The 24,294-nt window shown below is 69.0% G+C and carries 22 protein-coding genes and 2 pseudogenes; 11 read left to right on the plus strand and 13 right to left on the minus strand.

Annotation, left to right across the window (positions count from 1 at the left end; all coding sequences use genetic code 11):
• Positions 1-18: 18 nt before the first annotated feature.
• Positions 19-684 (plus strand): annotated as a pseudogene (locus tag AB0B45_RS40325) (AfsR/SARP family transcriptional regulator); the annotation flags it as partial.
• A 386-nt stretch (positions 685-1,070) separates the two neighbouring features.
• Here the strand turns inward: AB0B45_RS40325 and AB0B45_RS40330 are convergent.
• Positions 1,071-1,559: a MarR family transcriptional regulator gene (locus AB0B45_RS40330; RefSeq protein ID WP_358142331.1), complete on the minus strand. Its 489-nt coding sequence runs from the start codon at positions 1,557-1,559 to the stop codon at positions 1,071-1,073.
• Between the two features lie 272 nt (positions 1,560-1,831).
• Between AB0B45_RS40330 and AB0B45_RS40335 the strand changes: the two genes are divergently transcribed.
• Positions 1,832-2,992, plus strand: a complete 1,161-nt coding sequence (locus tag AB0B45_RS40335; RefSeq protein WP_358142334.1) for a cytochrome P450 — start codon at positions 1,832-1,834, stop codon at positions 2,990-2,992.
• Between the two features lie 110 nt (positions 2,993-3,102).
• Here the strand turns inward: AB0B45_RS40335 and metG are convergent, their stop codons facing one another.
• Positions 3,103-4,647: a methionine--tRNA ligase gene (gene metG, locus AB0B45_RS40340; protein ID WP_358142337.1), complete on the minus strand. Its 1,545-nt coding sequence runs from the start codon at positions 4,645-4,647 to the stop codon at positions 3,103-3,105.
• A 75-nt stretch (positions 4,648-4,722) separates the two neighbouring features.
• A complete protein-coding gene (locus tag AB0B45_RS40345) occupies positions 4,723-5,952 on the minus strand; it encodes a glycosyltransferase family 2 protein (RefSeq protein ID WP_358142340.1) in 1,230 nt (409 codons plus the stop codon).
• Between the two features lie 287 nt (positions 5,953-6,239).
• On the opposite strand from AB0B45_RS40345, the gene AB0B45_RS40350 reads away from it, so the two are divergent.
• Positions 6,240-7,718 carry a hypothetical protein gene (locus AB0B45_RS40350; RefSeq protein ID WP_358142343.1) on the plus strand — a complete coding sequence of 493 codons (1,479 nt, stop codon included), beginning with the start codon at positions 6,240-6,242 and terminating at the stop codon, positions 7,716-7,718.
• On the opposite strand, the gene AB0B45_RS40355 is transcribed toward AB0B45_RS40350, so the two are convergent.
• Both AB0B45_RS40355 and rsmI read right to left on the minus strand, forming a co-directional pair.
• A complete protein-coding gene (locus AB0B45_RS40355; protein WP_358142346.1) occupies positions 7,669-9,198 on the minus strand; it encodes a phospholipid carrier-dependent glycosyltransferase in 1,530 nt (509 codons plus the stop codon). The genes AB0B45_RS40350 and AB0B45_RS40355 overlap by 50 nt on opposite strands.
• Before the next feature lie 36 nt (positions 9,199-9,234).
• Positions 9,235-10,083 carry a 16S rRNA (cytidine(1402)-2'-O)-methyltransferase gene (rsmI, locus tag AB0B45_RS40360; RefSeq protein WP_358142349.1) on the minus strand — a complete coding sequence of 283 codons (849 nt, stop codon included), beginning with the start codon at positions 10,081-10,083 and terminating at the stop codon, positions 9,235-9,237.
• A 78-nt stretch (positions 10,084-10,161) separates the two neighbouring features.
• Between rsmI and AB0B45_RS40365 the strand changes: the two genes are divergently transcribed.
• The 4 genes from AB0B45_RS40365 to AB0B45_RS40380 all read left to right on the plus strand — a co-directional run bounded on the left by AB0B45_RS40365 (position 10,162) and on the right by AB0B45_RS40380 (position 14,930).
• Positions 10,162-11,769, plus strand: a complete 1,608-nt coding sequence (locus tag AB0B45_RS40365) for a phospholipid carrier-dependent glycosyltransferase (RefSeq protein WP_358142352.1) — start codon at positions 10,162-10,164, stop codon at positions 11,767-11,769.
• A gap of 114 nt (positions 11,770-11,883) precedes the next feature.
• Positions 11,884-13,056 (plus strand): hypothetical protein, encoded by a 1,173-nt coding sequence (locus tag AB0B45_RS40370; RefSeq protein ID WP_358142354.1) that lies wholly within the window; start codon positions 11,884-11,886, stop codon positions 13,054-13,056.
• Between the two features lie 28 nt (positions 13,057-13,084).
• Positions 13,085-14,239, plus strand: a complete 1,155-nt coding sequence (locus AB0B45_RS40375) for an AI-2E family transporter (RefSeq protein WP_358142357.1) — start codon at positions 13,085-13,087, stop codon at positions 14,237-14,239.
• 112 nt (positions 14,240-14,351) lie between these two features.
• Positions 14,352-14,930: a hypothetical protein gene (locus tag AB0B45_RS40380; RefSeq protein ID WP_358142360.1), complete on the plus strand. Its 579-nt coding sequence runs from the start codon at positions 14,352-14,354 to the stop codon at positions 14,928-14,930.
• Here AB0B45_RS40380 and AB0B45_RS40385 read toward each other — a convergent pair.
• Entirely contained in the window at positions 14,907-15,791 is an 885-nt protein-coding gene (locus AB0B45_RS40385; protein WP_358142363.1) for a DMT family transporter, read from the minus strand. The genes AB0B45_RS40380 and AB0B45_RS40385 overlap by 24 nt on opposite strands.
• A 154-nt stretch (positions 15,792-15,945) precedes the next feature.
• Here AB0B45_RS40385 and AB0B45_RS40390 point away from each other — a divergent pair, with 154 nt between their 5' ends.
• Positions 15,946-17,145, plus strand: coding sequence for an FAD-dependent monooxygenase (locus AB0B45_RS40390; protein WP_358142366.1), 1,200 nt, complete (start codon positions 15,946-15,948; stop codon positions 17,143-17,145).
• A 25-nt stretch (positions 17,146-17,170) separates the two neighbouring features.
• Here the strand turns inward: AB0B45_RS40390 and AB0B45_RS40395 are convergent, their stop codons facing one another.
• Positions 17,171-17,536, minus strand: a complete 366-nt coding sequence (locus AB0B45_RS40395) for a MerR family transcriptional regulator (protein ID WP_358142369.1) — start codon at positions 17,534-17,536, stop codon at positions 17,171-17,173.
• 95 nt (positions 17,537-17,631) lie between these two features.
• Between AB0B45_RS40395 and AB0B45_RS40400 the strand changes: the two genes are divergently transcribed.
• The 3 genes from AB0B45_RS40400 (at position 17,632) to AB0B45_RS40410 (ending at position 19,479) form a co-directional block, all read left to right on the plus strand.
• Positions 17,632-18,282 (plus strand): SDR family NAD(P)-dependent oxidoreductase, encoded by a 651-nt coding sequence (locus AB0B45_RS40400; protein ID WP_358142372.1) that lies wholly within the window; start codon positions 17,632-17,634, stop codon positions 18,280-18,282.
• Positions 18,283-18,644: 362 nt separating this feature from the next.
• Complete coding sequence (locus AB0B45_RS40405; RefSeq protein WP_358142375.1) at positions 18,645-18,875, plus strand: hypothetical protein; 231 nt, start codon at positions 18,645-18,647, stop codon at positions 18,873-18,875.
• Between the two features lie 271 nt (positions 18,876-19,146).
• Complete coding sequence (locus tag AB0B45_RS40410; protein ID WP_358142377.1) at positions 19,147-19,479, plus strand: hypothetical protein; 333 nt, start codon at positions 19,147-19,149, stop codon at positions 19,477-19,479.
• A 239-nt stretch (positions 19,480-19,718) separates the two neighbouring features.
• On the opposite strand, the gene AB0B45_RS40415 is transcribed toward AB0B45_RS40410, so the two are convergent.
• The 6 genes and pseudogenes from AB0B45_RS40415 to AB0B45_RS40440 all read right to left on the minus strand — a co-directional run bounded on the left by AB0B45_RS40415 (position 19,719) and on the right by AB0B45_RS40440 (position 24,137).
• Positions 19,719-20,693 carry a CU044_5270 family protein gene (locus tag AB0B45_RS40415; RefSeq protein ID WP_358142380.1) on the minus strand — a complete coding sequence of 325 codons (975 nt, stop codon included), beginning with the start codon at positions 20,691-20,693 and terminating at the stop codon, positions 19,719-19,721.
• On the minus strand, positions 20,686-21,276 hold the full coding sequence (locus tag AB0B45_RS40420; RefSeq protein WP_358142383.1) for an RNA polymerase sigma factor: 591 nt from the start codon (positions 21,274-21,276) through the stop codon (positions 20,686-20,688). Before AB0B45_RS40420 ends, AB0B45_RS40415 begins: the two co-directional genes overlap by 8 nt.
• A gap of 50 nt (positions 21,277-21,326) precedes the next feature.
• Positions 21,327-21,686, minus strand: a pseudogene (locus AB0B45_RS40425) (hypothetical protein); the annotation flags it as partial.
• Positions 21,687-21,785: 99 nt separating this feature from the next.
• Positions 21,786-21,911 carry a hypothetical protein gene (locus AB0B45_RS40430; RefSeq protein ID WP_358142386.1) on the minus strand — a complete coding sequence of 42 codons (126 nt, stop codon included), beginning with the start codon at positions 21,909-21,911 and terminating at the stop codon, positions 21,786-21,788.
• A gap of 440 nt (positions 21,912-22,351) precedes the next feature.
• Complete coding sequence (locus AB0B45_RS40435) at positions 22,352-23,152, minus strand: histone-like nucleoid-structuring protein Lsr2 (protein WP_358142389.1); 801 nt, start codon at positions 23,150-23,152, stop codon at positions 22,352-22,354.
• Between the two features lie 89 nt (positions 23,153-23,241).
• Positions 23,242-24,137 (minus strand): IS5 family transposase gene (locus AB0B45_RS40440; RefSeq protein WP_358142398.1). Its coding sequence is split into 2 segments (ribosomal slippage): positions 23,242-23,762 and positions 23,762-24,137, totalling 897 coding nucleotides; the frame shifts between segments, so codons are not numbered across the junction.
• Positions 24,138-24,294: the final 157 nt, after the last annotated feature.

Consider the following 24,294-nt stretch of genomic DNA (forward strand, 5'->3'; position numbering starts at 1 on the left):
CCGGGGAGAATGACCCCCATGCGGTTCGGGATCCTCGGCTCCACCGTCGCCTGGCGCGCCGACGGGACACAGGTGCCGCTCGGCGGCCCTACCCAGCGCGCCCTGCTCGCGCTGCTGCTGGCCCGCGCGGGCCAGGTCGTCTCCGCCGACACCCTGATCGACTCCCTGTACGGCGAGCAGCCCCCCGCCAACGCCGCCCACGCCCTGCAGTCGCAGGTCTCCCGCCTGCGCCGCTCGTTCACGATCGAGCTGCTGCCCGGCGGCTACCGCCTCGACGTCGATCCCTCGGCGGTCGACGCGCACGTCTTCCTCCGCCTGGCCGACGCGGGCCGTGCCGCGCTGGAGGCCGGTGACTCCGCGGGGGCCGCCGATCTGCTGCGCGAGGCGCTTGCGCTGTGGCGGGGACCGGCGTCGGCCGACGCCGTCCATCTGGAGGAACGCAGGCTGACCGCGCTCGAGGACCGGTTCGAGGCCGACCTGCGCGGCGGAGCCCCCGGTGTCGCCGCCGAGCTGCGCGGCGAGATCGACCGCCATCCGCTGCGCGAGCGCCTCCGCGGCCAGCTCATGCGCGCTCTTCACGCCGAGGGCAGGCAGGCCGAGGCGCTGGTCGCCTACGAGGAGACCAGGCAGGTGCTGGCGGAGGAGCTGGGCGCCGATCCTTCGGCCGAGCTCGCCGCCGTCCACCGGAGCCTGCTGCGCGGGGCCCGCCCTTCGGCTCCGCCCGCCCCGCTGACCGGCCTGGTCGGCAGGGAGTCCGACCTCCAAGGTGTGCGCGACCTGCTGCGCGAGGCCCGCCTGGTCACCCTGCTCGGCCCCGGAGGGGTGGGCAAGACCCGGCTGTCGGTCGAGGTCGCGAGCGGCGACGACGTCGCCTTCGCCGACCTCTCGGCGATCCAGGACGGCGCCGAACTGCCCCAGGCGCTCCTCGGCGCGCTCGGCCTGCGCGAGGGCGCGCTGCTGAGCCTCCCCGACGCCATGACTCCCACCTCCAGGCTGGTCGCCGCGCTGGCCGAACGCTCCACGCTGCTCGTCATGGACAACTGCGAGCACCTCAGTGAGCGGGCTGCCGGTCAGTCGTCGTGGTCCTGCTGCTCGAGCTGCGCGTCCATGGCGGTGCACAGGTCGTGCAGGAAGGTCTCGAACTGCTGGAGCAGCTCGGGCGGGTATCGGGACATCGTGGCGTCCAGGCGGTCGGCGAGGGGCCCGAAGAACTTCCTGGCGGGCTCCTGAATGTGCGGGCTGCTGGTCAGGGTGACGATCCGCCGGTCGGTGTGTTCGCGGGTGCGGATGATGTGCCCGGCGCGTTCGAGGCGGTTCAGCAGCGCGGTGGTGGCGCCAGAGGACAGCGAGATGCGCTCGCTGAGGCGGGCCGGGGACAGTGGGGCGCCCCTGTCCTCGGCGTAGAAGATCTCCATGAGGGCGACGGCGTCGGTGGAGTGCACGCCGAGCCAGGCCGCGAAGCGCCTGGTGAACTCGGTGTAGTTCGCGCCGTAGACCCTCAGCCCTTCCATGAGCCGGTGATGCTGCGCCGAGACGTGACCGAGCTTCGGTTCCCCCATCGAGGTCCTCCGCCTTCCTTCTCGTACGGGTGATCCGCGTCAGCGGCTCGTTTTGACAACCTACCGCCACCACTTTACCTTCACCGTGGAGTTACTTCACCATGGAGGTATCTGGTCGTGACCGCCGCCCTCTCGCCCATCCGCCGATCGCCCGCCTCCCGTGCCAGGCCACCATCAGCACCTCACCGCTCATCCGACGCCCCTCTCGCAGGCGCGCCCGCCGTCAGCACCTCATCTCCTCATGCGAATCCCCTAGACCTCATGGAGTCCTGATGCTCAACGCGCCCCGCCTCGACGGCATCGACCCGTTCGCCGCGACCACCCGCGGCATCACCGAGCCCGATGCCATCCGTGCCGCCCTGCGCGCCGCCGGCCCCATCGTCCAGGTGAACGCCCCGGCCGGGGGACCGGTGTGGATCGTGACCGACGACGACCTGGCGCGTGACGTCCTGGCCGACCCGCGCATCGCCAAGGACCCGGCCCTCGCGCCCCTGAGCTGGGACCGGCACACCGCCGGGCTCGAGCAGACCGCCGCCGAGCAGCCATCACTCACCACTCTCGACGGCCCCGAACACGCGAGCCTGCGACGCGCGCACGCCCCGCTGCTCAACGCCAGGCGGATCCGCGAGCAGTCCGATCGGGTCCACGCGATCGCCCGGGAGCTCCTCACCGAACTGGCCGCCGACGGCACGGCGGTCGACCTCATGGCCGACTTCACCACCCGCTACCCGCTCACCGTCCTGCTCGACCTGCTCGGCATTCCCCTCGACCTCGTCGACCAGGCCACCGACGCCTGCCGGCGGATGTTCGATCCCGCCGAGCAGAGCAGGGCCATCGCCGCACTCGCGGAACTGGCCGCTTCAGGACTCGGCGACGGCAGCGAGGGACTCGCCGCCGAGCTGCGTGACCGGGTCTCCCCCGAGACCACCCGGGAGCAACTGCAGTACCACCTGTTCGCGTTGATCTTCGCAGGGCAGCTGACCACCGACGCCGCCCTCGGCTTCCTGGTCGCGCGCGTCCTCGCGGGCGGCACTCACCGGACCCCGGCGGGCGAAGGGACGACCGACGAACTGGTCCGCGAGACGCTGAGGCGGCACCCACCCGCGCCCTTCACGCTCTGGAGGTTCACGACCACCGAGCTCGAACTCGCCGGAGTACGGCTCCCCGCCCGAGCGCCTGTGCTCGTCGACATCCAGGGAATCAACACCGACCCCGCCCGCCCGTCCGGACCTGACCTGGCCTTCGGCGCCGGCCCGCACTTCTGCGTCGGCGCGCAACTGGCCCAGCTCGAACTGCGCGCGGTGGCCACGGTGCTGCGAACCGACTTTCCCGGCGCCCGCCTCGCCATCCCCTTCACCGACCTCCGGCAGACCAGCCTCGGCGGCATTCAGGGAACCCGGCTGACCGCCCTCCCCGTCGCACTGCACGGCTGAACCGGAGAGCGACCGGGGGTCCAGCCGGCGAGGTCATCAACGAGGAGGCTCGGGCAGGCTCCCGAGAGAGCGGCCCGAGCCTCCACGCGCGCAGCGAGCGTTCGCGCTCGTTATGCGACGCTCTCCAAGCGCGGGAAGAGGATCTCGCCCTTCACGACCCGCGCCCCCGCGGGCAGCCTGCCCCACTGGCCGGCCTCGCCCACCCGCTGTGCGGTCAGCGCGCCCAGGTGCTCCTCAGCCCCCAGCGACGCCCACAGCTTCTCCGCGGTGGCCGGCATCACCGGGTTGAGCAGCACGGCGACCGCGCGCAGTGCCTCAGCGGCGGTGTAGAGGATCGTGGCCAGCCTGGCGCGGCCCTCCTCCGAGGTGTCCTTGGCCACCTTCCACGGTTCCTGCTCGCTGAGGTAGCCGTTGACCAGCTTCACGAAGTCGAAGATCGCGCCGAGCCCGCCCGCGAAGTCGAGCTCGTCGCCGATCGCCCTGTCGGCCTTGGCCACGGTCTCGGCCAGCGCGGTGGCGATGGCCTCCTCCTGGCCGGCGGCCGCGGGCAGCTCGCCGTCGAAGTACTTGCCGACCATGGCCGCCACCCTGGAGGCCAGGTTGCCGAAGTCGTTGGCCAGCTCGGAGGTGTAGCGGGCGGCGAAGTCCTCCCACGAGAACGAGCCGTCCTGGCCGAACGGGATCGCCCGTAGGAAGTAGTAGCGGTAGGCGTCGACGCCGAAGTGCTCGGTGAGCTGCTGCGGCGAGATGCCGGTCAGGTTGGACTTGCTCATCTTCTCGCCGCCGACCATCAGCCAGCCGTTGGCGAAGACCTTGCCGGGCAGCGGCAGCCCGTTGGCCATCAGCATCGCGGGCCAGATGACCGCGTGGAAGCGCAGGATGTCCTTGCCCACGAGGTGGACGTTGGCCGGCCAGATCTGCTCGAAGCGCGCGGGGTCGGAGCCGTAGCCGACCGCAGTGGCGTAGTTGAGCAGGGCGTCGACCCACACGTAGATGACGTGCTTGTCGTCCCACGGGATCGGGATGCCCCAGTCGAAGGTGGAGCGGGAGATCGACAGGTCCTGCAGGCCCTGCTTGACGAACTGCACGACCTCGTTGCGCGCGGAGGCGGGCTGGACGAAGTCGGGGTTGGCCTCGTAGAACTCCAGCAGGCGCTCGCCGTACTCGGAGAGCTTGAAGAAGTAGTTGTCCTCGCGCAGCCACTCGACAGGTCGCTTGTGGATCGGGCAGAGGTCACCCTCCAGCAGCTCGCCGGGGGTCTTGAACTCCTCGCAGCCCACGCAGTAGGGGCCCTCGTAGCCGCCCTTGTAGATCTCGCCCTTGTCGTAGAGGTCCTGGACGAACTCCTGGACCCGCTCGGTGTGGCGCTTCTCCGTGGTGCGGATGAAGTCGTCGTTGGCGATCTCGAGGTGCTGCCAGAGCGGTTTCCACGCCTCCTCGACCAGCTTGTCGGCCCACTCCTGCGGTGTGACGCCGTTGGCCTCGGCGGTGCGCATGATCTTCTGGCCGTGCTCGTCGGTGCCCGTGAGGTACCACACCTGCTCACCACGCTGGCGGTGCCAGCGCGTCAGCACATCGCCCGCGACGGTCGTGTAGGCGTGGCCCAGGTGGGGAGCGTCGTTGACGTAGTAGATCGGCGTGGAGACGTAGAACATGGCATCAAGACTAAGGCTCGGGCCAACCGTCTTGCGCGGCATCGCGAAGGAGGCCGCGCCCGGCTCGTCGAGGCTTCAACCCTTGGGGGCGGAGGACTGGTCCCTGGTGACCGCCTCGGCGGCCTCCTCCGCCGCCTTGGCGGCGACGTCGATGGCCGTCTCCCTGGTGCGCCTGATGCCCAGGATGCTGACGAACAGCGCGGCGAAGATGGTCTGGAAGCTCATGATGAGCGCGGTGGCCGACGGCACGACGATGCGCAGCGACTCGCGGGGGTCGAGCGCGCCGAAGCTGCGGACCTGCCAGTGGACCAGCGACATCACCAGGCCGACCAGACCGGCGACCGCGAGCAGGCCGCCGACGACCAGCCCCTTCTCCAACGTCACGATGCTGATCAGCTTGCGGACGCGCGGCGACTCGGGGAGGAATCCCTCCTCCGCCGCGTAGACCTTGGTGAACAGCGCGAACAGCGACGCCTGGAAGCCGATCACCACCGCGGCGGACGCGCCGACCAGCGTGTCGACGTCGAAGGCCAGCTCGCCGATCTGCACGGGACCGAACGTCAGCGCGGCGCCGGCGACCAGGCCGAGCGCCATGAGGACGAGGCCGGGGAAGAAGAAGAGCCACTTGGGGCTGTAGAGGAGCAGGAAGCGCAGGTGGCGCCAGCCGTCACGCCACGAGCGCAGGTGCGGAGGGCGGGAGCGGCCGTCGGGCGAGAGCGTGGTGGGAACCTCGCGCACGTCGAGCCCCTGCAGCGTGGACTTCACCACCATCTCGCTGGCGAACTCCATGCCGCCGGTCTGCAACCCCAGGTTCAGGATCGACTCGCGGCGGAACCCGCGCAGACCGCAGTGGAAGTCGCCGATCGCGCTGGGGAAGAACAGCCTGCCGACGAACGACAGGACGGGGTTGCCCAGGTAGCGGTGCAGCGGGGGCATGGCGCCAGGGGCGATGCCGCCCTTGAAGCGGTTGCCCATCACCAGGTCGGCCCCGTCGCGCAGCTGCTCGACGAACGGCACCAGCGCGGTGAAATCGTAGGAGTCGTCGGCGTCGCCCATGATGACGTACTTGCCGCGGGCGGCGCGGATGCCGCCGAGGAGGGCGTTGCCGTACCCCTTCTCCTCCACATGGACCACGCGAGCCCCGGCGTCGCGGGCGAGCTGTTGCGAGCCGTCCGTGCTGCCGTTGTCGGCGATCAGGACCTCGCCTTCGATGCCGTGTTCCTCCATGCACGCAACAGCCTTGCGTACGCAGACTTCTACGGTCTCGGCCTCGTTGAGGCAGGGCATGACCACCGTCAGTTCCACGTCTAGACCCTTCAGTCACGGCACTTCCAGCCAACCATCATGCCCTGTGCCCTGACGTGGTCGTGTCAAGTCGTCAAAAGGGCTGGCATTCTTTAGGAGAATCTTCGGCGAAGAGCCCGAATGGTAGAATCGAGTAGCTCGGCACTGTCGCTGCTGGGTCTACCGCCGGAAAGGACTATCCGGTCCTCTGCAGCAGGAGCGGTGGAGGTCAAAGCATGGTGAGCGTTGCCGAGAGAACGCGTGTCGAGCCTTCCGTCCCAGGACGAAAGGCTCGTTTGCTGTCCTACGTGGGCAGACACCGCGTGTTCTTCATCGCCTTCGCGCTGGGCGCGTTGCTGCGGCTCGTCGCGATGCTCGGCTACGGCCCCGCGATGTGGTTCAACGACTCCTACGAGTACGTCTCGGTGGCGCTGCACCCGAGGCCGAGCGCGGTCAGGCCGGACGGCTACAGCTTCTGGCTGATGCTGCTGCGTCCCTTCCACAGCTTCTCCCTGGTGGTCTTCACCCAGCACCTGATGGGTCTGACCACGGGCGTGCTCGTCTACGCGCTGCTGCGCAGGAAGTTCGCGCTGCCCAAGTGGGGCGCGACACTGGCGGCCGTTCCCGTGCTGTTCGACGCCTACCAGATCCAGCTCGAGCAGATGGTGATGTCCGACACGATGTTCACGCTGCTGGTCGTGGGCGTCATCACCCTGGTCCTGTGGCACCGGCGCATGTCGTGGAAGGTCGGCGCGGTCGTCGGGTTCCTGCTCGCGCTCACGGCGCTGACCCGCTCGATCGGGCTGCCGATCCTCGGCCTGGTCGTGGTCTACATGCTGATCAAGCGCAGCGGCTGGAAGGCGATCGTGGCCATGGTCACGGCCTGCGCCATCCCCGTCGTCGCCTACATGGCGTGGTTCTACGCGGCCTTCGGCAAGTTCGCGATGACGAACAGCGACGGCCTCATCCTCTACATGCGGGTGTCGATCTTCGCCGACTGCAAGAAGATGGACCTGGAGCTGCCGCGCGAGCTGCCGCTGACCTTCATGTGCATCGAGGAACCCGTCAGCAAGCGGGTCAACTACGCGCAGTGGTACCTGTGGGGCACGGGCAGCGGCAACGGCAACGGCGGCGGCGAGGTGCTGCACAGGCTGCCGGGCAAGGTGAAGTTCGACGACTTCAAGAACGAGGTGGCCAGCGAGTTCGCCAAGCGGGCGATCCTGGCCCAGCCGGGCGACTACCTCGCGGTCGTCGCGCGCGACTTCATGCGGTCCTTCACCTGGGGCAGACCGCGCTTCCCCGACGCGAAGACCTACAACATGTACCAGTTCCGGCCCTACTACGACCTCGACACGAACGGCAGGCCACAGCGGCTGCCGCACTGGGCCACCGTGGGCGGCTTCGCCGACACCGACGCGTTCATGTACGAGCAGGGCCCGGCGGAGACCAGGATCGAGCACCCGTGGGCGGGCATCATGAGCGCCTACCAGAAGATCTTCTACCTGCAGGGCGTCATGCTCGGCGGCATCCTGCTGATCGGCCTCGCCGGGGTGCTCGTCAGGTGGCGGGACCTGGGCGGCCCCGTGCTGCTGCCGTGGCTGGGGGCGTTCGGGCTGATCCTCGCGCCCGCGGCCACGGCCGAGTTCGACTACCGCTACCTGCTGCCCGCCGTCCCGCTGGCGTGCATCGCGGCGGCGATCACGCTCAGGCGCGGGATCAAGGTGCGCCGCTCCTCGCTCACACCCACGAGCGCATCAGCATCCGAGCCCACCACTGTGCGAACGTGATCGTCTCAGCCGACAGGATCGGGTAGAGCCACCAGAAGTTGATCAGCACAACGAGCGCGCACGCGCCGACCGTGGCCGCGCCCGCGGCCCGCCTGATCGGCGGCGCGCTCGCGGGGCCGAGCGCGATGCCCGCGACGAGCACGAGCGCCAGCACCATGAACGGCACGACGGGGATCATGTAGAACAGGTACATCGTGCGGTTGTCGGCGATCGCGTAGTAGAACCACGGCAGCCAGCCCACGCCGTAGCCGAGCAGGACCGCGCCCGCCCGCCAGTCGCGCCTGGCCACGTACCACCCGACGAGCGCCAGCAGCGCGAGCAGCGCCAGGTACCAGAGGGCGGGCGTGCCGACGCCCAGCACCGCCGAGGAGCACTTGTCGGCGCCGCAGCCGGTCGGCGGGGGTTTGCTCGGATAGTAGAACGACACAGGCCGCTGCAGCAGCGGCCACTGCCAGGGCTCCGACATGTACGGGTGCCCCTTGGCCATGCCGGTGTGGAAGCCGAGCACCTGCAGCTGGTAACTCAGCCACGAGCGCAGCGAGTCGAAGACGAAGAAGGCGGGCCCGGCCTGCGTGGCCTGGTCCCAGTTGCGCCCCCAGCCCTCCGCCCGCACGAACCAGCCGGTCCAGCTGAGCATGTAGACCACGGCCGGAGCCAGCGCGAGCGCCCCCAGCGCGCCGGTCAGATCCCGCTGCACCACTCCCCTGTACGGCTCCCGCAGCCCGAGCGCCCGGCGCGCCCCCGCGTCCCACATCAGCGACATGACGGCGAAGGCCAGCAGGAAGAAGATCCCCGACCACTTGACCGCGCACGCCGCTCCCAGGCACACCCCCGCGGCCAGCCGCCACGGTCTGACGCCCAGCCACGGCCCCGTCGGCGTCGGCAGGGAGCTCTCGTACCAGTCGGACAGGCGTTGCCTCGACAGGTCCCTGTCGACCACCAGGCAGGCGAATCCGGCCAGCACCCAGAACATCAGGAAGATGTCGAGCAGCGCGTTGCGGGAGAGCACGAAGTGCAGGCCGTCGAGCGCGAGCAGCAGCCCCGCCAGGCAGCCCAGCAGCGTGGAGCGGGTCATCCTGCGGGCGACCCTGGCGATGATCAGGATGGACAGCGTGCCCACCACCGCGCCGGCGAAGCGCCAGCCGAAGGGCGTCAGGCCGAACAGCCACTCGCCGACCGCGATCATCCACTTGCCGAGCGGCGGGTGGGCGACGTATTCGGCGCACTCGTCGACGGTCGGGCACTTCTTCCAGAAGTCGAGGTTGCCTGCGATGATCATCCGGTCGGCGATCGGGTCGTCGGTCGTTCCGAGAGCCACCCGCTCGACCCCGAATCGCAGCAGCGCGTAGGCGTCCTTCATGTAGAAGGTCTCGTCGAAGACGACCGCGTGCGGCTCACCGAGCCGAAAGAACCTCAGGAATCCCCCGAAGGCGGTGACCAGGAGCGGCCCCACCCATCCCCATAACGTGTCAACCGGCATGGGGGGAATTAGTCGCCTATTTCCCACCTTGGCACCTTAGGGCGTAGACGATCTCCTGTGAACCGCGTCGTACAGCTCTCGTTTGGGCATGCCCGCCTCCTTGGCCACCTCGACGATCGCCTGCTTGCGCTGGGTGCCCTCGGCGGTGCGCCGGTCCACCTCGGCGACGAGCGCGTCGAGGTCAGGAGGTCCCGCGTCGGGGACATGGCCCGCGACGACCACGGTGATCTCGCCCTTCACCCCCGCAGCCGCCCAGTCGGCCAGCTCGGCGAGGCCGCCTCGCCGTACCTCCTCGTAGGTCTTGGTCAGCTCACGGCAGACGGCGGCCCTGCGGCCGGGGCCGAACGCCTCGGCCATCGCCCGCAGCGCCGCCTCCAGGCGGTGCGGGGCCTCGAAGAACACCATCGTGCGCTCCTCGCCGGCCAGCGCGGCCAGCCTGCGGGCACGCTCGCCCTGCTTGCGCGGCGGGAAGCCCTCGAAGCAGAACCTGTCGCTGGGCAGGCCGGAGACGGCCAGCGCGGTGGTGACCGCCGAGGGCCCGGGCAGCGCCGTGACGGTGATGCCCGCCTCGACGGCCAGGCTGGTCAGGCGGTAGCCGGGGTCCGACACGCCCGGCATCCCCGCATCGGTGATCACCAGCACCGTGCGGCCGTCATGGAGGGACTCCATCAGCTCGGCGGCGCGGGCGGCCTCGTTCTGGTCGTAGTAGGAGACGACCCTGCCGCCGATCTCGGCGCCGAGCTCGCTGGCCAGCCTGCGCAGGCGTCTGGTGTCCTCGGCCGCCACCACATCGGCGCTCTCCAACGCGTCGCGTAGCCTTGGTGACGCGTCGCCTACCTGCCCGATCGGCGCGCCCGCCAGCACCAGCCTGCCCTGTTCTCTCACCTGGCCATTGTGTCAGGCAGCCCTAATTGGGCGGTGTTTCTTACGTAACTACCGCGTTGGGGCCCCTACGATGTCCGAATGGCCGTGACCGATTTCCAGCACAAGGCCTTCTCAGAGTCAGAGGGCGAGTCTGGGCGTTCCCTGCGCGACAGGCTGGTCCCTTCCATGCCGGGAAGCGCCCTGTGGGGATGGATCGGGCCGCTGATCCTGGCCGCGTTCGGGGCGGTGCTGCGCTTCGTCAACCTGGGCCGGCCCAAGGGCGTGGTCTTCGACGAGACCTACTACATGAAGGACGGCTACTCCCTGCTCACCTGGGGAGTCGAGCGCGTCACCGTCAAGGACGCCGACAAGCTCGTCCTCGCAGGGCACACACGCGAGATCTGGAAGCAGTGCGCCGCCGACAAGATCGGCGAGTGCGCCTCCTACGTCGTCCACCCGCCGCTGGGCAAGTGGATGATCGCGGCGGGCGAGTGGCTGTTCGGGCTCAACCCCCTCGGCTGGCGGGCGGCCGGCGCCTTCGTCGGAGCGCTGTCGATCCTGATCATCGCCAGGGTGGCCCGCAGGATGACCCGCTCCACGCTGCTGGGCTGCTTCGCGGGGCTGATGCTGGCACTCGACGGCCTGGAGTTCGTGCTCTCGCGCACCGCGCTGCTCGACATCTTCCTGATGTTCTGGGTGCTGGCCGGGTTCGCGTGCCTGGTGGTCGACAGGGACCACGCCAGATCACGCCTCGTCGACTGGTACGAGACCTCGCCACTGTCCGACAGGGGCCCCTATCTCGGGGTCCGGCCGTGGCGGTTGGCGGCGGGGCTCTGCCTGGGCGCCGCGTGCGCGGTCAAGTGGTCGGGCATCTTCTTCCTCGTCGCCTTCGCGATCATGTCGCTGTTGTGGGACGCGGGGGCGCGCAAGGCGGTCGGGCTGCGCAAGCCGTACTTCGGGGCGCTGGAGAAGGACATGCCCTCGGGGTTGATGGCGCTGGCGCTGGTTCCCGCGATCACCTACGTCCTCTCGTGGACCGGCTGGTTCGTCAACGCCACCGGCTACGGCCGCAACTGGACCGAGGCGACCTCGCAGGGCCCCGTCCACTTCGTGATCAGCTCGATCGGTTCCTGGATCGGCTACCACTTCCAGGTGCTCGGCTTCCACAACCAGCTCGACGCCAGCCACCCCTACCAGTCCGAGCCGTGGTCGTGGCCGCTGCTGCTGCGTCCCGTCGCCTTCTTCTACGAGGGCAGGCAGAACGCCTGCGGGGTCAAGGACTGCTCGGAGGCGGTGCTCGGCGTCGGCACCCCGGTCATCTGGTACGGCGCGCTGGCCGCCCTGATCGCCATGGTGGCGTGGTACGTCTCCACCCGCGACTGGCGCGCCGGAGCGGTCCTGCTGGCCTACCTGATGGGCTGGCTGCCCTGGTTCTACTGGGCGATCGCCGACAACCGCACCATGTTCCTGTTCTACGCCGCCCCGATGGTGCCGTTCATGGTGCTCGCTCTCACGCTGGCCGCGGGACTGATCATCGGACCCTCGACCGCCTCTCCCTCCCGTCGTATGATCGGCGCCGCCGTGACCGGCGCTTTCGCGCTCCTCGCGCTGATCAACTTCGGCTGGCTCTACCCCGTCCTTGCGGGCGAGGTGATCCCCTATGCCGAATGGAACGCCCGCATGCTGTTCAAGTCGCGCTGGATATGATCCCGAAAACTGTCCGCTTACAACTGGTTTCGTAGGGTAGGCGCTGTGCACGACCCGATACGCACCGGTTTCGGTCATCGTCAGGGCTGGGGTCCATACGGCAAACTTCGAGGCATGCCTGCACCAGACGTGGCCGCGCTTCTCGTGGAGTTGGAGCGATCCGAGCCCGAAGTGGCCGACGAGGCCAGGACCGCGGTGGAGTGGCTGACCGGCGGAGAGCCGCTGGAGACGGTCACTCAGCTCGACGTATGCGAGTTCCTCTGGTTCACCCTGCCGACCAAGGTCGACGGCGACCGCGAGAGCACGGCCACCTCCCTCGGACGGCTGTTGCGGCTCGGCGGCCTCGACCGTTATGCCGCACTCTGCGATTCACCGACCACGACCGAGATCCTCCGTACCTACGAGCGCGAGGGGGAGGAAGCGGGCAACACCGCCTACCACCAGGAGCTCAAGGCAACGGGCGTGCTCCCGCCCGACGTGCCCGAGCTGCAGTGGAGCACCATCATGGGGCCCGAGGAGCTGGGCGCGCACGTGGCGTGCTCGGCCGCGCTCGAGCTGGCCATGCTGACCGCCGCCGACTTCGACGGCCAGGTCGGCCTCACCAGGCGCTGGCTCACCGAGGCGAGGTCCGAGCTGGGTGGCGACAGCTGGCTGCACAGGGTGCAGGGCGAGCGGCTCAACCGCTGGGTGCTCGGCCGCGGCACCGCGCGCCGCGAGCTGGCCCAGCCCTTCGAGGTACGGCTGCACGCGCCCGTTCCCGCCGCCCCACTGCCCGCGTTGCAGGGTCTGCTGGTGCTGGCCGCCTCGGAGGAGGGCGTGCCGCTGCGGCTGCCGCCCTCGCCCGAGGCCATCGCCCTGCGCGAGCTGGCCGAGCACTCGCTCGGGGCGATCAGGCACTTCGGGACGAGGCTCATCATCACCGCCGAGGGCCGGCGCCTGCTCGGCTCGCCCGAACACCTCTGGGAGGCAGCCACGGCCCTGCTGCTCGCGCAGGGCGACAGCGACGTCACGGTGTCCGCGTGCGAGGCGGCGCTGCTGCTGCTCGCCTCTGGCGACCCGCTGCCGTGGTCCAGGCTCTGCGCGAAGGTGTCCGAGGTGATCGGCGGCGAGGGATGGCAGCCCGACGACGTCGCCGGCACGCTGGCGACGCTCCTGCGCCACATCACGGCTCTGGGGCTCGGCGTCGCCCTCGACGGTTCGGTACGGCTGACCCCCGTCGGGCAGTCAGCGGCCCTGGCCGCGCTCAGGGCGCACGCGCTGCGGCCGAGGAAGTACGTCAGCGTCTAATCGCGCTGTTCGCGGGAAGTGGGAGTCCGTGTCGGACCCCACCTCCCCCGCGCCCTCCGATCCTCAGGACGCGCCGCACGCCAGACCCGACGGACCGGCCGCACCCGCCCCGTCCATCCCGCCCGCTCGGCCTGCTCAGGAGATGAGGCAGGCCAGGGTGCCCGGCGGCAACCCGTTCGTCTTCGGGTTCGTCGGCGCGCTGGGCGTGCTCACCGCGTGGCTGCTCGTCCAGGCGATCGCCACCGCCGGATCGATGCTCCTGCTGATCGTGGTGTCGCTGTTCCTGGCGATCGGGCTCAACCCCGCCGTGGAGTACCTCAGAAGGCACAACCTGTCCAAGCCGCTGGCGATCGCGGTGGTGTTCCTCGGCGTCATCCTGGTGTTCGTCGGCACGGGACTGGTGCTGGCGCCGCCGCTGACCGAGCAGAGCGGCGAGTTCGCCCAGCGCATCCCCGGCTACGTGCGCCAGTTGCAGACCAACCCCACCATCCGCGACCTCGACCAGCGCTTCCAGCTGCTGGAGCGGCTGGTCCAGTACGTCGGCAGCGGCGCGTTCGGGACGCAGCTGTTCGGCGGGCTGCTCGGCTTCGGGCAGGCCGTCATCGGGGCGATCTTCAACGCGCTGACCGTGCTGGTGCTCACCCTGTACTTCCTCGGGTCGATGCAGACGATGAAGAAGGCCGGCTACCTGCTGGTGCCGCGCTCGCGGCGGGCGCGCACCAGGCAGATCGGGGACGCGATCATCGACAGGATCGGCGGGTACGTCGGGGGAAACCTGATCATCTCGCTCATCGCCGGCCTGGTGACGTTCTTCTTCCTGGTGATGATGCGTGTGCCGTACGCGCTGGCGCTGGCGTTGATCGTGGCGCTGACGGACCTGATCCCGATGGTCGGCGCGTTCATCGGGGCGGTGATCGCCTCCGCCGTCGGGTTCTTCGTCTCCATCCCCGTGGGCATCGCGTGCGTGGTGTTCTTCATCCTCTACCAGCAGGTCGAGAACTACTGGATCGCGCCTCGCGTCATGCAGAGCTCGGTCGACGTGCCGCCGGTCGCCACCATCGTCGGCGCGCTCATCGGCGGGGCGCTGCTCGGGGTGGTCGGGGCCCTGCTGGCCATCCCGCTCGTCGCCGCGCTGCTGATCATCCTCCGCGAGGTGGTGCTTCCCCGGCAGGAACGGGCCTGACGCAGCCGGCGTCACGGGGTCGTGGGAGGGAGGGGATCCCTCTCAGGAGGGAGTCGAGGGATCGCCCGCGGCGGCGATCACAGAAAGGCCCCGTTTCGCGAGGATTTCCGGCATGAAGAAGTTCGCGTTCATCGCCGCTCCCCTGTTCGTCCTCGCCTACGGCGTCCTGCGCATCATCGACGGCTTCGACGGCGAGCGGGGCCCAGGATTCGCCTGGACCGCGGGCCACCTGGCCTTCCTCGCAGCCCTCGCCCTGTTCGTCCCGATCTTCCTGGAGATGCGGCGCATGGCGGGCAGGGGCGTGTTCGCCACCGGCAGCGTCGTCGCCGCCTTCGTGGGCGTCGCGTCCGTCTCGATCCAGTTCGCCCTCGACATCGTCGTCGGCTTCATCTCCCCCGACCACGCGGCGATGGGCACGCACTTCGACGCGATCCAGTCGATTCCAGGCGTCGAGTTCGCGATCTACGGCAGCCTGCCGTTCCTGTTCTACATCGCCCAGGTCGCCCTGATCGTCCAGCTCGCCGTCCAGCGCAAGGTCAAGGTTTGGACCCCGATCCTGGTCGTGCTGGACTTCGGCCTGCCCATCATCGAGAAGGACCTCATCCCGCTCGGCGCGATCTTCCTGCTGATCTCCTTCCTGCAGCTGGCCCGCCAGGTCGGCCCCAGGTCAGCGCACGTTCTGGCCGCTTGACCGCTCGGCCTTGCTGCGCGACACGGCCACGCCCGCCAGGCAGAGCAGGCCGCCGGCCAGCGTCAGCCACCCGGGCACCTCGCCGAGCGCGATCCACGACATCAGCACCACGATCGCGGGCACCAGGTACGTGGTGGCGCCCATCTTTCCCGCCGTCGTCCTGGCCAGCGCGTAGGCCCAGGTCGTGAACGCCAGGGCGGTGGGGAAGACGCCCAGGTAGACGACATTGAGCGTGGCGCCCGTCGAGGCCGTGGACACGTCCTCGACCAGCTGCCCGGCGAACGGCAGGCACGCGACCGTGCCGACGAAGCAGCCGAACGTCGTCACCTGCAGGGCGCTCGCGTGGCGGAGCGCCGGCTTCTGGAAGACGACGCCAATGCCGTACGAGACGGCCGCCAGCAGGCACAGCAGCACCCCGCCGAGCGAGGAGCTCCCGCCGTTGGACATCGAGACGCCCACCACCGCCGCGCCCGCGAACGACACCGCGAGCCCGGCGAACAGGGCGCGGGGGAAGCCTTCCTTGAGCAGCCAGCCGCCGAGGATGGCCACGACGATCGGGCCGATGTTGACCACCATCGCGGCCGTGCCGGCGTCGACGAGCTGTTCGCCCCAGTTGAGGACCACCATGTAGAGCCCGAACCACAGCAGTCCAGAGCCGAGGATGCCCGGCCAGGCCGCTCTGGGCGGGACGCCCCCACCGCTCGCCAGCCAGATGACCGCCAGCACCACGGACCCCGACAACAACCGTCCCAGTGCGAGCGAGCCGGGGCTGTACTCGGCGCCGGCACTGCGGATCGCGACGAAGGCCGAGGCCCAGAGGAGTACTGTGACCCCTGCTGCGGCGAATGCCCGTTTTTCCATGCGACGAAGACTAGGGCCTGGACCCAACAAAACGCTCGCGGGGATCGGTAACACATTTTTAGACGTTTGTCTCAGACATAGGTGTTGCACAACTGTGTGAGACGCCTGTATGGTTCTGAGTGCAGGTAGAAACCCCCTCCTCAAGGAGCCCCCCATGAAGAACCTGAACGTGCTGATCTCGGGCGCGAGCATCGCAGGCACCACGCTGGCCTACTGGCTGCACCGGCACGGCTTCACCCCCACCGTGGTGGAGCGGGCGCCCGAGGTCCGCGAGGGCGGCTACAAGATCGACATCAGGGGCGCCGCGCTCGAGGTGGTCTCCCGCATGGGCATCCTCGACGAGATCCGCCGCGAGCGGACCGACGTCCAGGGCGGCTCGGTCGTCAACGCGGCCGGCAAGCGGGTGGCCTCCATGGACGGCGACACGTTCGGCGGCCGGATCCACGAGGACGCGGAGATCCTGCGCGGCGACCTCAGCCGCCTGCTGTACGACCTGACCCGCGACAAGGTCGACTACCTGTTCAACGACTCCATCGCCTCGCTGGCCGATGGCCCCGACGGCGTGGACGTCGTCTTCGAGAGCGGCAAGCGGGCCAGGTACGACCTGGTGGTCGGTGCCGACGGGCTCCACTCCAACACCCGCGGGCTGGCCTTCGGGGACGAGCGGCAGTTCGTGCGCGACATGGGCTACTACGTCTCGATCTTCAGCGTGCCCAACCACCTGAACCTCGACAGGTGGGAGCTGACCTACGTGGGCGCCGGCCGTACCGCGCTGACCTACAGCACCGCCAAGGACACGGGAGCGAAGGCGATGTTCCTGTTCGCCTCCGAGCCGATCGCCTACGACCACCGCGACCGCGGACAGCAGCAGCGGATCCTGGCCGGCGCCTACGCGGCCGAGGGCTGGGAGGTCCCGCGCCTGCTGGAGGGCATGGCCGACGCGCCCGACTTCTACTTCGACTCGCTCAGCCAGGTGCACATGGACCGCTGGTCCACCGGCAGGGTCGCCGTGGTCGGCGACGCCGCCTACTGCGCCTCGCCCGCCTCAGGACAGGGCACCAGCCTGGCGCTGGTCGGCGCCTACGTCCTGGCGGGCGAGCTGGCCGCGGCGGCCGGCGACCACGAGGCGGGCTTCGCGGCGTACGAGAGGGAGATGCGGCCCTTCGTCGCCGCCAACCAGAAGCTCGGCCCCGCCAACATCAAGCGGATGGTGATGCGGACCAAGGGCCAGATCAGGATCGCGATGACGATGCTGTCGCTGATGAAGTACATGCCGGGCAAGGACCGCATGATGACCAAGGTCGTCGAGCCCATCCACAAGGCCGCCACGGCCATCTCGCTCAAGAGCTACTGACCACGACAGGCCCTCGTCTCCCGCCCTATGCCCGCGCGCTCAGCGCCGTGGCGAGCATCTCCTCGAGGACCTGCTGGGACGCCTGGAGCTGGGTGATCGTCTCGGAGATGCGGGCACGCTCGTGGCGCAGATTGTCGATCATGGCGGGGCAGGACGACGGGACCATCCGCTCCCCCTCGTCATGGACACAGTGCAGGAGCCTGGCGATGACCGCCGTCGGCAGGCCGGCCGCGAGCAGCGTCCTGATATGGCGTACGGCGGCGACGTCCTTGTCGGCGTACTGCCGGTAGCCGTTGGCCAGCCGTACCGGCCTGAGCAGGCCCTGCTCCTCGTAGTAGCGCAGCAGCCGCCGGTTCACCCCCGTCGCGTGGGCGAGGTCGCCGATCCGCATGTCGCCACTCCAGGGTTGACCCTCACATCGATGTGATGCCTTAGCGTCCCCATTGTCGCTGATGAGCAACAGTGGGACCGATGGAGGAGAGAACGATGGCTGGAGCCGTGATCATCGGGGCTGGTCCCGGGATCGGCATGGCGGTCGCACGCCGGTTCGCGAAGGAAGGCATGCCGATCGCGCTCGTCGCGCGCGGTGAGATCCCCGCCGGGAGCGTGACGGCCTTGGACGTGCCGGTCACCACGCTGCGGGCCGACAGCACCGACGAGGAAGGGCTGCGCGCCGCCCTCGACGCGGCCACCACCGAGCACGGCCTGCCCGACGTCGTCGTCTACAACGCCGCGATCATCCAGGCCGACGGGCCTGGCCGGCTGTCGGCGAGGGGGCACCTGGACGCGTGGGCGGTCAACGTGGTCGGCGCCCTCACCGCCGCCGCGCACGTCGCCCCCGCCATGGCGCGGCGCGGAAGCGGATCGTTCCTCATCACGGGGGGCATGCCCGAGCCGAAGCGGGAGTACGTGAGCCTGTCGCTGGGCAAGGCGGGGGTCCGCACGCTGGTGACGCTCCTCGACCAGGAGTACGGGGAGTCGGGCGTGCACGTGGCCAGCGTCACCGTGGCGGGGGCGGTCGCGCCCGGCACGGACTTCGACCCCGACGACATCGCCGAACACTACTGGCGCCTGCACACCCAGCCCCGCGACCAGTGGGCGCACGAAGTGGTCCACGCGGGGCGTGGCCACGGGTGATCGCCGGGCTGGAGTACGCGCTCGCCGCTCGACGCCCGGGAGGTGCCGGCCGTCCGCCCGAGCCGCCGGCGGATCAGCACGGACATGATGCCCGCCTACCTGCAGCGGCTCGCGGAGGGCGTCCGGTGGCGCACGATCATCGCGCGACAGTCGCTGACGGATCAGGCGGTCATCGAGTACTGCACACGGCTGCACAGGGCGGGAGACCGGCACCGCGTCGTCGACGACGTCGGACAGCAGATGGTCATCTTCGACCGTTCCGTAGTGTTCGTCCCCACGGTGCCGAACGCCCTGCAATCCGGCGCCCTGATGATCCGCCAGCCCGGCGCCGTCGCGACGATGGGGGACCTGTTCGAGCAGCTGTGGGCACGCGGCCGACCTCGAACCCGACACGGCCCCCGTCCTCAGCTCTCGCGAACGGCAGGCAGGTCCTCCACCTGCTGTCCAGCGCCGACAAGGACGAGATCGCGGCCAGGGAGATGGGCGTGAGCCTGCGCACCTACCGCAGGTACGTGGCAGAACTCCTGGTACGGCTCGGCGCCACCAACCGCTTCCAGGCCGTCCTCCTCGCCAGGAAACAGGGCTGGATCTAGCGCCCATGTCCCCCTCGGAGGGCTCGACCACAACCGACCGCTACACCCCCACGCCTCCCCGACCGAGTTCCTCGAGCTGGCCCAGCAGTGGACCGCCGACGTCACCCTCAGGCTGACTGACAGCCTCATCGCGACCCTCGACGACGCGTCTCTGATCACCACTCGCTGCCGTTCGTGATCTGTTCCCCTACTATCTGATGTGCCCTGCTGAGCCGGATATCGACAGGAGGCTTCGAATGGTCGGAGAGTCCGGGACGTCTGCAATGGCACGGTGACGCTGCTCGCGGGCCGCTATCGGCTGCTGTCACAGCTCGGCCAGGGCGGCATGGGCACGGTCTGGCGGGCGATGGACGAGCTCCTCCGGCAGGAAGTGGCCATCAAGGAGGTGCGGCTGCCGCCCGACCTCGACGAGGCATCACGGGCCGAGCTCGCCGAACGCACGCTCCGCGAGGCGCGCACCGCGGCGACGCTGCGTTCCCACCCGTCCATCGTCACGGTGCACGAGACCTGCATCATGGCGGCCTTCTCGAGGCGGTCCTGTTCTCCCGCCCAGCCCACACCGTCCATCACGATCAGCCATGGCTGCGGCGATGCCTCAACATGATCGCGATCACGTCGGCCGGATCCTCCGCGCGATACACGACGAGGGCCGTATGTCCTTGGCGTCGCCGACGATCTTGTCGTTGATGATGTTCGCCATGGTGAGGGTCTGAGGCCAGAGTCGGTGTCCCGGCCGCGGTAGCCCCTTTGAGGGCCACCGAGCGATGGCTACGCGTCGGCGACCCTTCCTGACATCCAGACAGTCGTGGCGTGTTCATCGGATTCCCGCCCGTGCGGTGAGCGTCAGCCCCGCTGGCCGGGACGCTCGACGATCACCGACGACAGCAGGGCCGTGCTCCACACCGCACCCTTGCGGACGGCGGGCTCGCTGTCGTCGAACAGGAACTCATCACGCAACCAGACTCTCCGCCATCCCAGGTAACGGTAGGTATCCCGGTCGAGGATGTCGTAGCGGCGGGGCTCGTCGCCGACTGGCTCCCGCCAGACGCCCAGGCCGCTGCGGCCTGCGGCATCGCTCACGCCCTGCTCGATTCGGACGCCGGGAATGAGCGCCAGGGCGCGGAACATGGCCGCCTCCAACCGCGGTGGCATTGTGCCGTACCTGCTCAGGTAGAGCATGATCACCCGGTAGGCGCGGGCGTCGGCGGGTTCGGCGCTCTTGGGGACGCCCTCCTCGCGTGCCCCCTCGATCCAGTGGCGATCACCTGTGACCTTGGCCAGCAGCTTCCTCGGGTCGGTCGGCAGCTCGCGGAGCTTGGCGTCGTACTGTTGCGGTGACAGGTCGTCATCGCCCGGATCCAGGGGATTGCCCTCGGGACCGACAACCAGCTCGCCGTCCTCGCCGAAGTTGGCGGCCTGCATGCCGTCGTAGCGCATCCATTGCTCGTGGGTCTTGATTGTGTCCGAGTTCGGCTGCTTGTCCAGGGTCTTGGTGTAGTGCCACTGCGTCGGCAGGGGCACCAGGGGACCCCTGCGCCTGCCCGCCACCTCGGCGGCGCGGGCCAGCACCACGCCAGAGTCGAGCCGGACGACCGACGGCGTGTTCGCCGGGCCCGGGGCGGGCGGTTGCGGCCACAGGGTGGCCACGGCGAGCGCGGCGGCAGCCCCCAGCGCCCCGACCACGAGCAGGCGGCGCCTCAGCGCCCGACCGCGCCCCCTGACCCGCGTCAGCAGCCGCCGCCGCTCTGGGATGATCCACTCCTGGCCCGGCTCAGGAACCTCGGCGCGCCACTCGCGCAGCGATCGCAGGTCATCCATCCAAAGACTCCTCTCGGGTCGCCACGGGGTTGGATCCGCCGAGCGCCTGCCGCGTCCTGGCCCTGGCCCGGTGCAGGCGGGATCTGACGGTGCCGACCGGGATGTCCAGCGCAAGGGCCACGTCCTCATACGACATGTCGGCCCAGGCCACGAGTAACAGCACCTCCCTGTCACCGGGTGACAGCTCCGCCAGCGCCGCCGCCAGCCCGGCCTGCTGCGCGGCGACCCGGTCGTCGACGCGCTCGGCGTACGGCTCGGCGATCTCGTCGATGCCGCTGCGGAGCAGCGCCCGGTAGAACCGGATCTCCACTCGCCGATGCCGGCTGATGAGCCGGGCAGCGATGCCATACAGCCAAGGCCGCGCGTCAGGGTGGCTCGCGTCGTAGCGGCCGCGGCGCCGGAAGGCGGCCAGGAAGGCGTCGGAGACGATGTCGTCGGCCAGGGAGGGACCCAGCCGCCGGGCGACATAGCGCCGCAATGCGGGCGCGTGCCGGTCGAAGAGGTCGGCGAAGGCCTCCGGAGCGCGTTCCGAGCGCCGTATCAGCTCAGCGTCGTCGGCCCTGCTGGATTCTTCGGCGATCACATGGTGCTCCCGTCCCTTGCGCAGTGGTTCGTCAGCTTTCGCCCGTACGATCAGCGCGAGTTCACGTAATCAAATGTGAGCTGCGTCACATAAGATCCGAGTCGGATCGGCGTCCTCCTCCCGAACGCGGCCCCAGCCCCCAGGTGAGCCGATCTGCGCAGGTCCCCGGACTTCCGAGAAGAACGTGTTCTCGGAAGCGAGACGACCACGACTTCCGAGAACAGCGGCGTTCCCCATGCCACTGTCCCGGCACTGCACCGCGGATAGGTCGTCTTCGTCACCGCCCGGTGGACTTTCTCCACCTCGATGTCGTGGTCCCAGCAGTCGCCATAGTCGTAGCGGTAGCAGAGCCGGTCCCCGGCCCGGCCGATCAGTCCGGCCAGCGTCACCTTCGTCTCATCAGCGCGCTGCTCCTGGTCTCGGCGAGCGGGGACACAACCCGCGAGGCCGTCCTCCCATGACGTTCGCGAAAGGACGGCCCCGCGAGCGACCTCTGGTGCGGGGGCGTCTCAGGCGGGGACGTCGGTCAGACGGCGCAGGGTGAACGGCTCGGCGAGAATCCGGCCCAGGACCTGGGCGACGTGTTTGAAGTGCGGGTCCAGGGCCGCGCAGCTGGCCCACTCGACGATGATCATGCGGTCGACGCGGCTCGCGAAAGATCACTCGGGGCCCGACTCCCCCGTCGGACGCCCTGTCCGCGAGAAGCCGTACGGCCCTGCTGCACAGACGCGAAAGAGGCCGTCTCTGATCAACAGAGACGGCCTCTGACCTGGGTGGACCTAATGTGCGCTTACTCGAACACCGCGCCGCAGGTAGAAGAGCTTCGCCGGGCGCTGAACGGTCTGACTGACAGGCGACAGCGACATCAGCGTCTGCCTGGACCCAAATCCGAGTACGGCGACACTGACGCGTGTCGCGCCGGCGAGTGATACCGCCACCTTCAGCCAGATCCGTCCGGGTCTCGCGCGCGTTCATGCCGGGAGGGGAGCGATCACCAATGGCAGCCCGTTTCGAGGGAAGTCGCCCAGCTGCCCACCGCGGTCCTCTGCCAGGACTACAAACTGCGGGTGCGCAACTAGGGCGTGTCCCGTGGATCTTCGGCCTTCTCTACGACGGTGGAGGCGATTCGGCCCCGCTCGCTCATGGGCAGGCCGTGAGCTTTGGCCCACTGACGGATCTCTTCGCTCTTCTCTCCGCTCATCGCACGCTGACCGCTGCGTCCCCTCTTCGTTGATCGCTCGTATTTCCGGGCAGCGCTGACGAAATGCAACCTGTTCAAAGCGGTCAAAGTGAGCGCTACACCGGTGATCCTGGCTGCCAGCGCGAAGGCCCGGGCGACGGGGCGTTGATTCATGCTGCCGTTGGACTCCAACTGTCCTTCGTCCGCTGGAGGCTCCAACTCCATGCCAACCTCGCGCATCAAGCCGTTCAGCCGATCCGGATCATTACCCCATCGCCGGTCTGGTTCCGCCGGGTTAAAGCCCGTGACGACGGTTCCGTCGATGGCGTACACGAAGCGGTGTCTGGCGTAGTCGTTGCGGCCGACACTCACGACCTCGCTGGCTAGCGACAGTCGGGTCACCATGGTGGACAGCACGGCTTGCCCACCCCACGGCTCGACGGCCACGCTCCACTGCCCAACCTGAGCGACACCGACGTACAGGACGTCGCCGGTGTCCTCGAAGTACGCCCTGGCACGCCCGCACGACTCTTTGAAGGTCATCGTTTCTGCTGGTGAGACGGGGGTGAAGCGGCTCAGCACCTCGGCTGGGTCGAGCCGGTGGAAGAAGGACACGCAGAAGATCTCTCCGAGCAGGTCGTGCTCATCTCCTATATAGGCTTCCAGCCAGCGGAACGGGGTCAGGGGATCGGTCACCGTACCTCCTTGATCGGTTGCCGGTATGCTCACATGCGGCCCTGACAAAACCGTGGCCGTTTGTCGCCTCCGAGGGGTTGCTCTTTTGATCACGAAGCTGGGTCGCGGAGCCAGATCCTGATCGAGGCGACATCGATGGTGCCCTGGTAGACGCGCTCACGCTTGTCGGTGCGCAGGGCCACCGCACGGTAGCCCTTCAGCTTGTTGACGCACCGCTCGGCGGTGTTGCGCTCCTTGTACCTGTCGGCGTCAAAGCCGGGCGGTCGCCCGCCTCTGCTTCCTTGCTTGAGACGGTTAGCCTGCTGATCCTTCTTGATCGGGATGACCGCCTTAATCCCACGTCGGCGCAGGTAGGCGCGGTTGCCACGCGAAGAGTACGCCTTGTCGGCCAACACGCGCCCAGGTCGCTTACGGGGACGGCCCAGGCCAGGACGTACGACCCGCACGCGCTCCAGCACCCGCCGGAAGTATGGGCTGTCGGCATGCTGACCAGGACTGATGATCCGCGCGATGGGACGGCAACGCTGGTCGGCGACCAGATGCACCTTCGTGCTCAGCCCGCCCCGCGAGCGGCCCAGCGCCTCCCGCCCCTTGACCGGTTTGTGATCTACGGCGTCCCCTTTACCGGGAAGTCGGCCGGCGGCGCCTGCCGGGCTCCGGCGGCATGCTGATGGGCGCGCACCACGGTGGAATCCACACTCAGCGTCCAATCCTCACCCTCGGCCGCCTCGCATCCGGCCCGTAACCCGTCCAGGATCTTTTCCCAGGTACCGTCCATCGAGCAGCGGCGATGCCGGTTATAGACGGTCTTCCAGTTCCCGTACCAGGGCGGCAGATCACGCCAGGCGATGTTGGTCCGGACCCGAAAGAAGACCCCATTGATGACCGTTCGGTGATCTGCCCACCGACCACCCTGACGCGGGTTGCCCGGAAGCAACGGCGCCAGCCGTTCCCACTCCTCATCCGTCAGATCGTGACGCTTCAGACGCTCCTCATCCACACGGATGATCTACACCAAACCCCCACCAATGATCCACAGGACACGCCCTAGGGCGCGTATTGGGTCGTGATCAATCTGTCGATTCGCCCTCGTGGTGAGGCCTGGACCGGTAGATCTTGTTCCGTGACGCGAGTGCAACTGA

Origin of the sequence: Nonomuraea sp. NPDC049152, assembly GCF_040648355.1 — a bacterium.
Lineage (GTDB): Bacteria > Actinomycetota > Actinomycetes > Streptosporangiales > Streptosporangiaceae > Nonomuraea.

Excerpts from the sequence above, each read along its gene's own strand:
- AB0B45_RS40330 (WP_358142331.1), bottom strand. The coding sequence starts at position 1,559 with ATGGGGGAACCGAAGCTCGGTCACGTCTCGGCGCAGCATCACCGGCTC.
- AB0B45_RS40335 (WP_358142334.1), top strand. The coding sequence starts at position 1,832 with ATGCTCAACGCGCCCCGCCTCGACGGCATCGACCCGTTCGCCGCGACC.
- metG (WP_358142337.1), bottom strand. The coding sequence starts at position 4,647 with ATGTTCTACGTCTCCACGCCGATCTACTACGTCAACGACGCTCCCCAC.
- AB0B45_RS40355 (WP_358142346.1), bottom strand. The coding sequence starts at position 9,198 with ATGCCGGTTGACACGTTATGGGGATGGGTGGGGCCGCTCCTGGTCACC.
- AB0B45_RS40365 (WP_358142352.1), top strand. The coding sequence starts at position 10,162 with ATGGCCGTGACCGATTTCCAGCACAAGGCCTTCTCAGAGTCAGAGGGC.
- AB0B45_RS40370 (WP_358142354.1), top strand. The coding sequence starts at position 11,884 with ATGCCTGCACCAGACGTGGCCGCGCTTCTCGTGGAGTTGGAGCGATCC.
- AB0B45_RS40380 (WP_358142360.1), top strand. The coding sequence starts at position 14,352 with ATGAAGAAGTTCGCGTTCATCGCCGCTCCCCTGTTCGTCCTCGCCTAC.
- AB0B45_RS40385 (WP_358142363.1), bottom strand. The coding sequence starts at position 15,791 with ATGGAAAAACGGGCATTCGCCGCAGCAGGGGTCACAGTACTCCTCTGG.
- AB0B45_RS40390 (WP_358142366.1), top strand. The coding sequence starts at position 15,946 with ATGAAGAACCTGAACGTGCTGATCTCGGGCGCGAGCATCGCAGGCACC.
- AB0B45_RS40395 (WP_358142369.1), bottom strand. The coding sequence starts at position 17,536 with ATGCGGATCGGCGACCTCGCCCACGCGACGGGGGTGAACCGGCGGCTG.
- AB0B45_RS40400 (WP_358142372.1), top strand. The coding sequence starts at position 17,632 with ATGGCTGGAGCCGTGATCATCGGGGCTGGTCCCGGGATCGGCATGGCG.
- AB0B45_RS40415 (WP_358142380.1), bottom strand. The coding sequence starts at position 20,693 with ATGGATGACCTGCGATCGCTGCGCGAGTGGCGCGCCGAGGTTCCTGAG.
- AB0B45_RS40430 (WP_358142386.1), bottom strand. The coding sequence starts at position 21,911 with ATGATCATCGTCGAGTGGGCCAGCTGCGCGGCCCTGGACCCGCACTTC.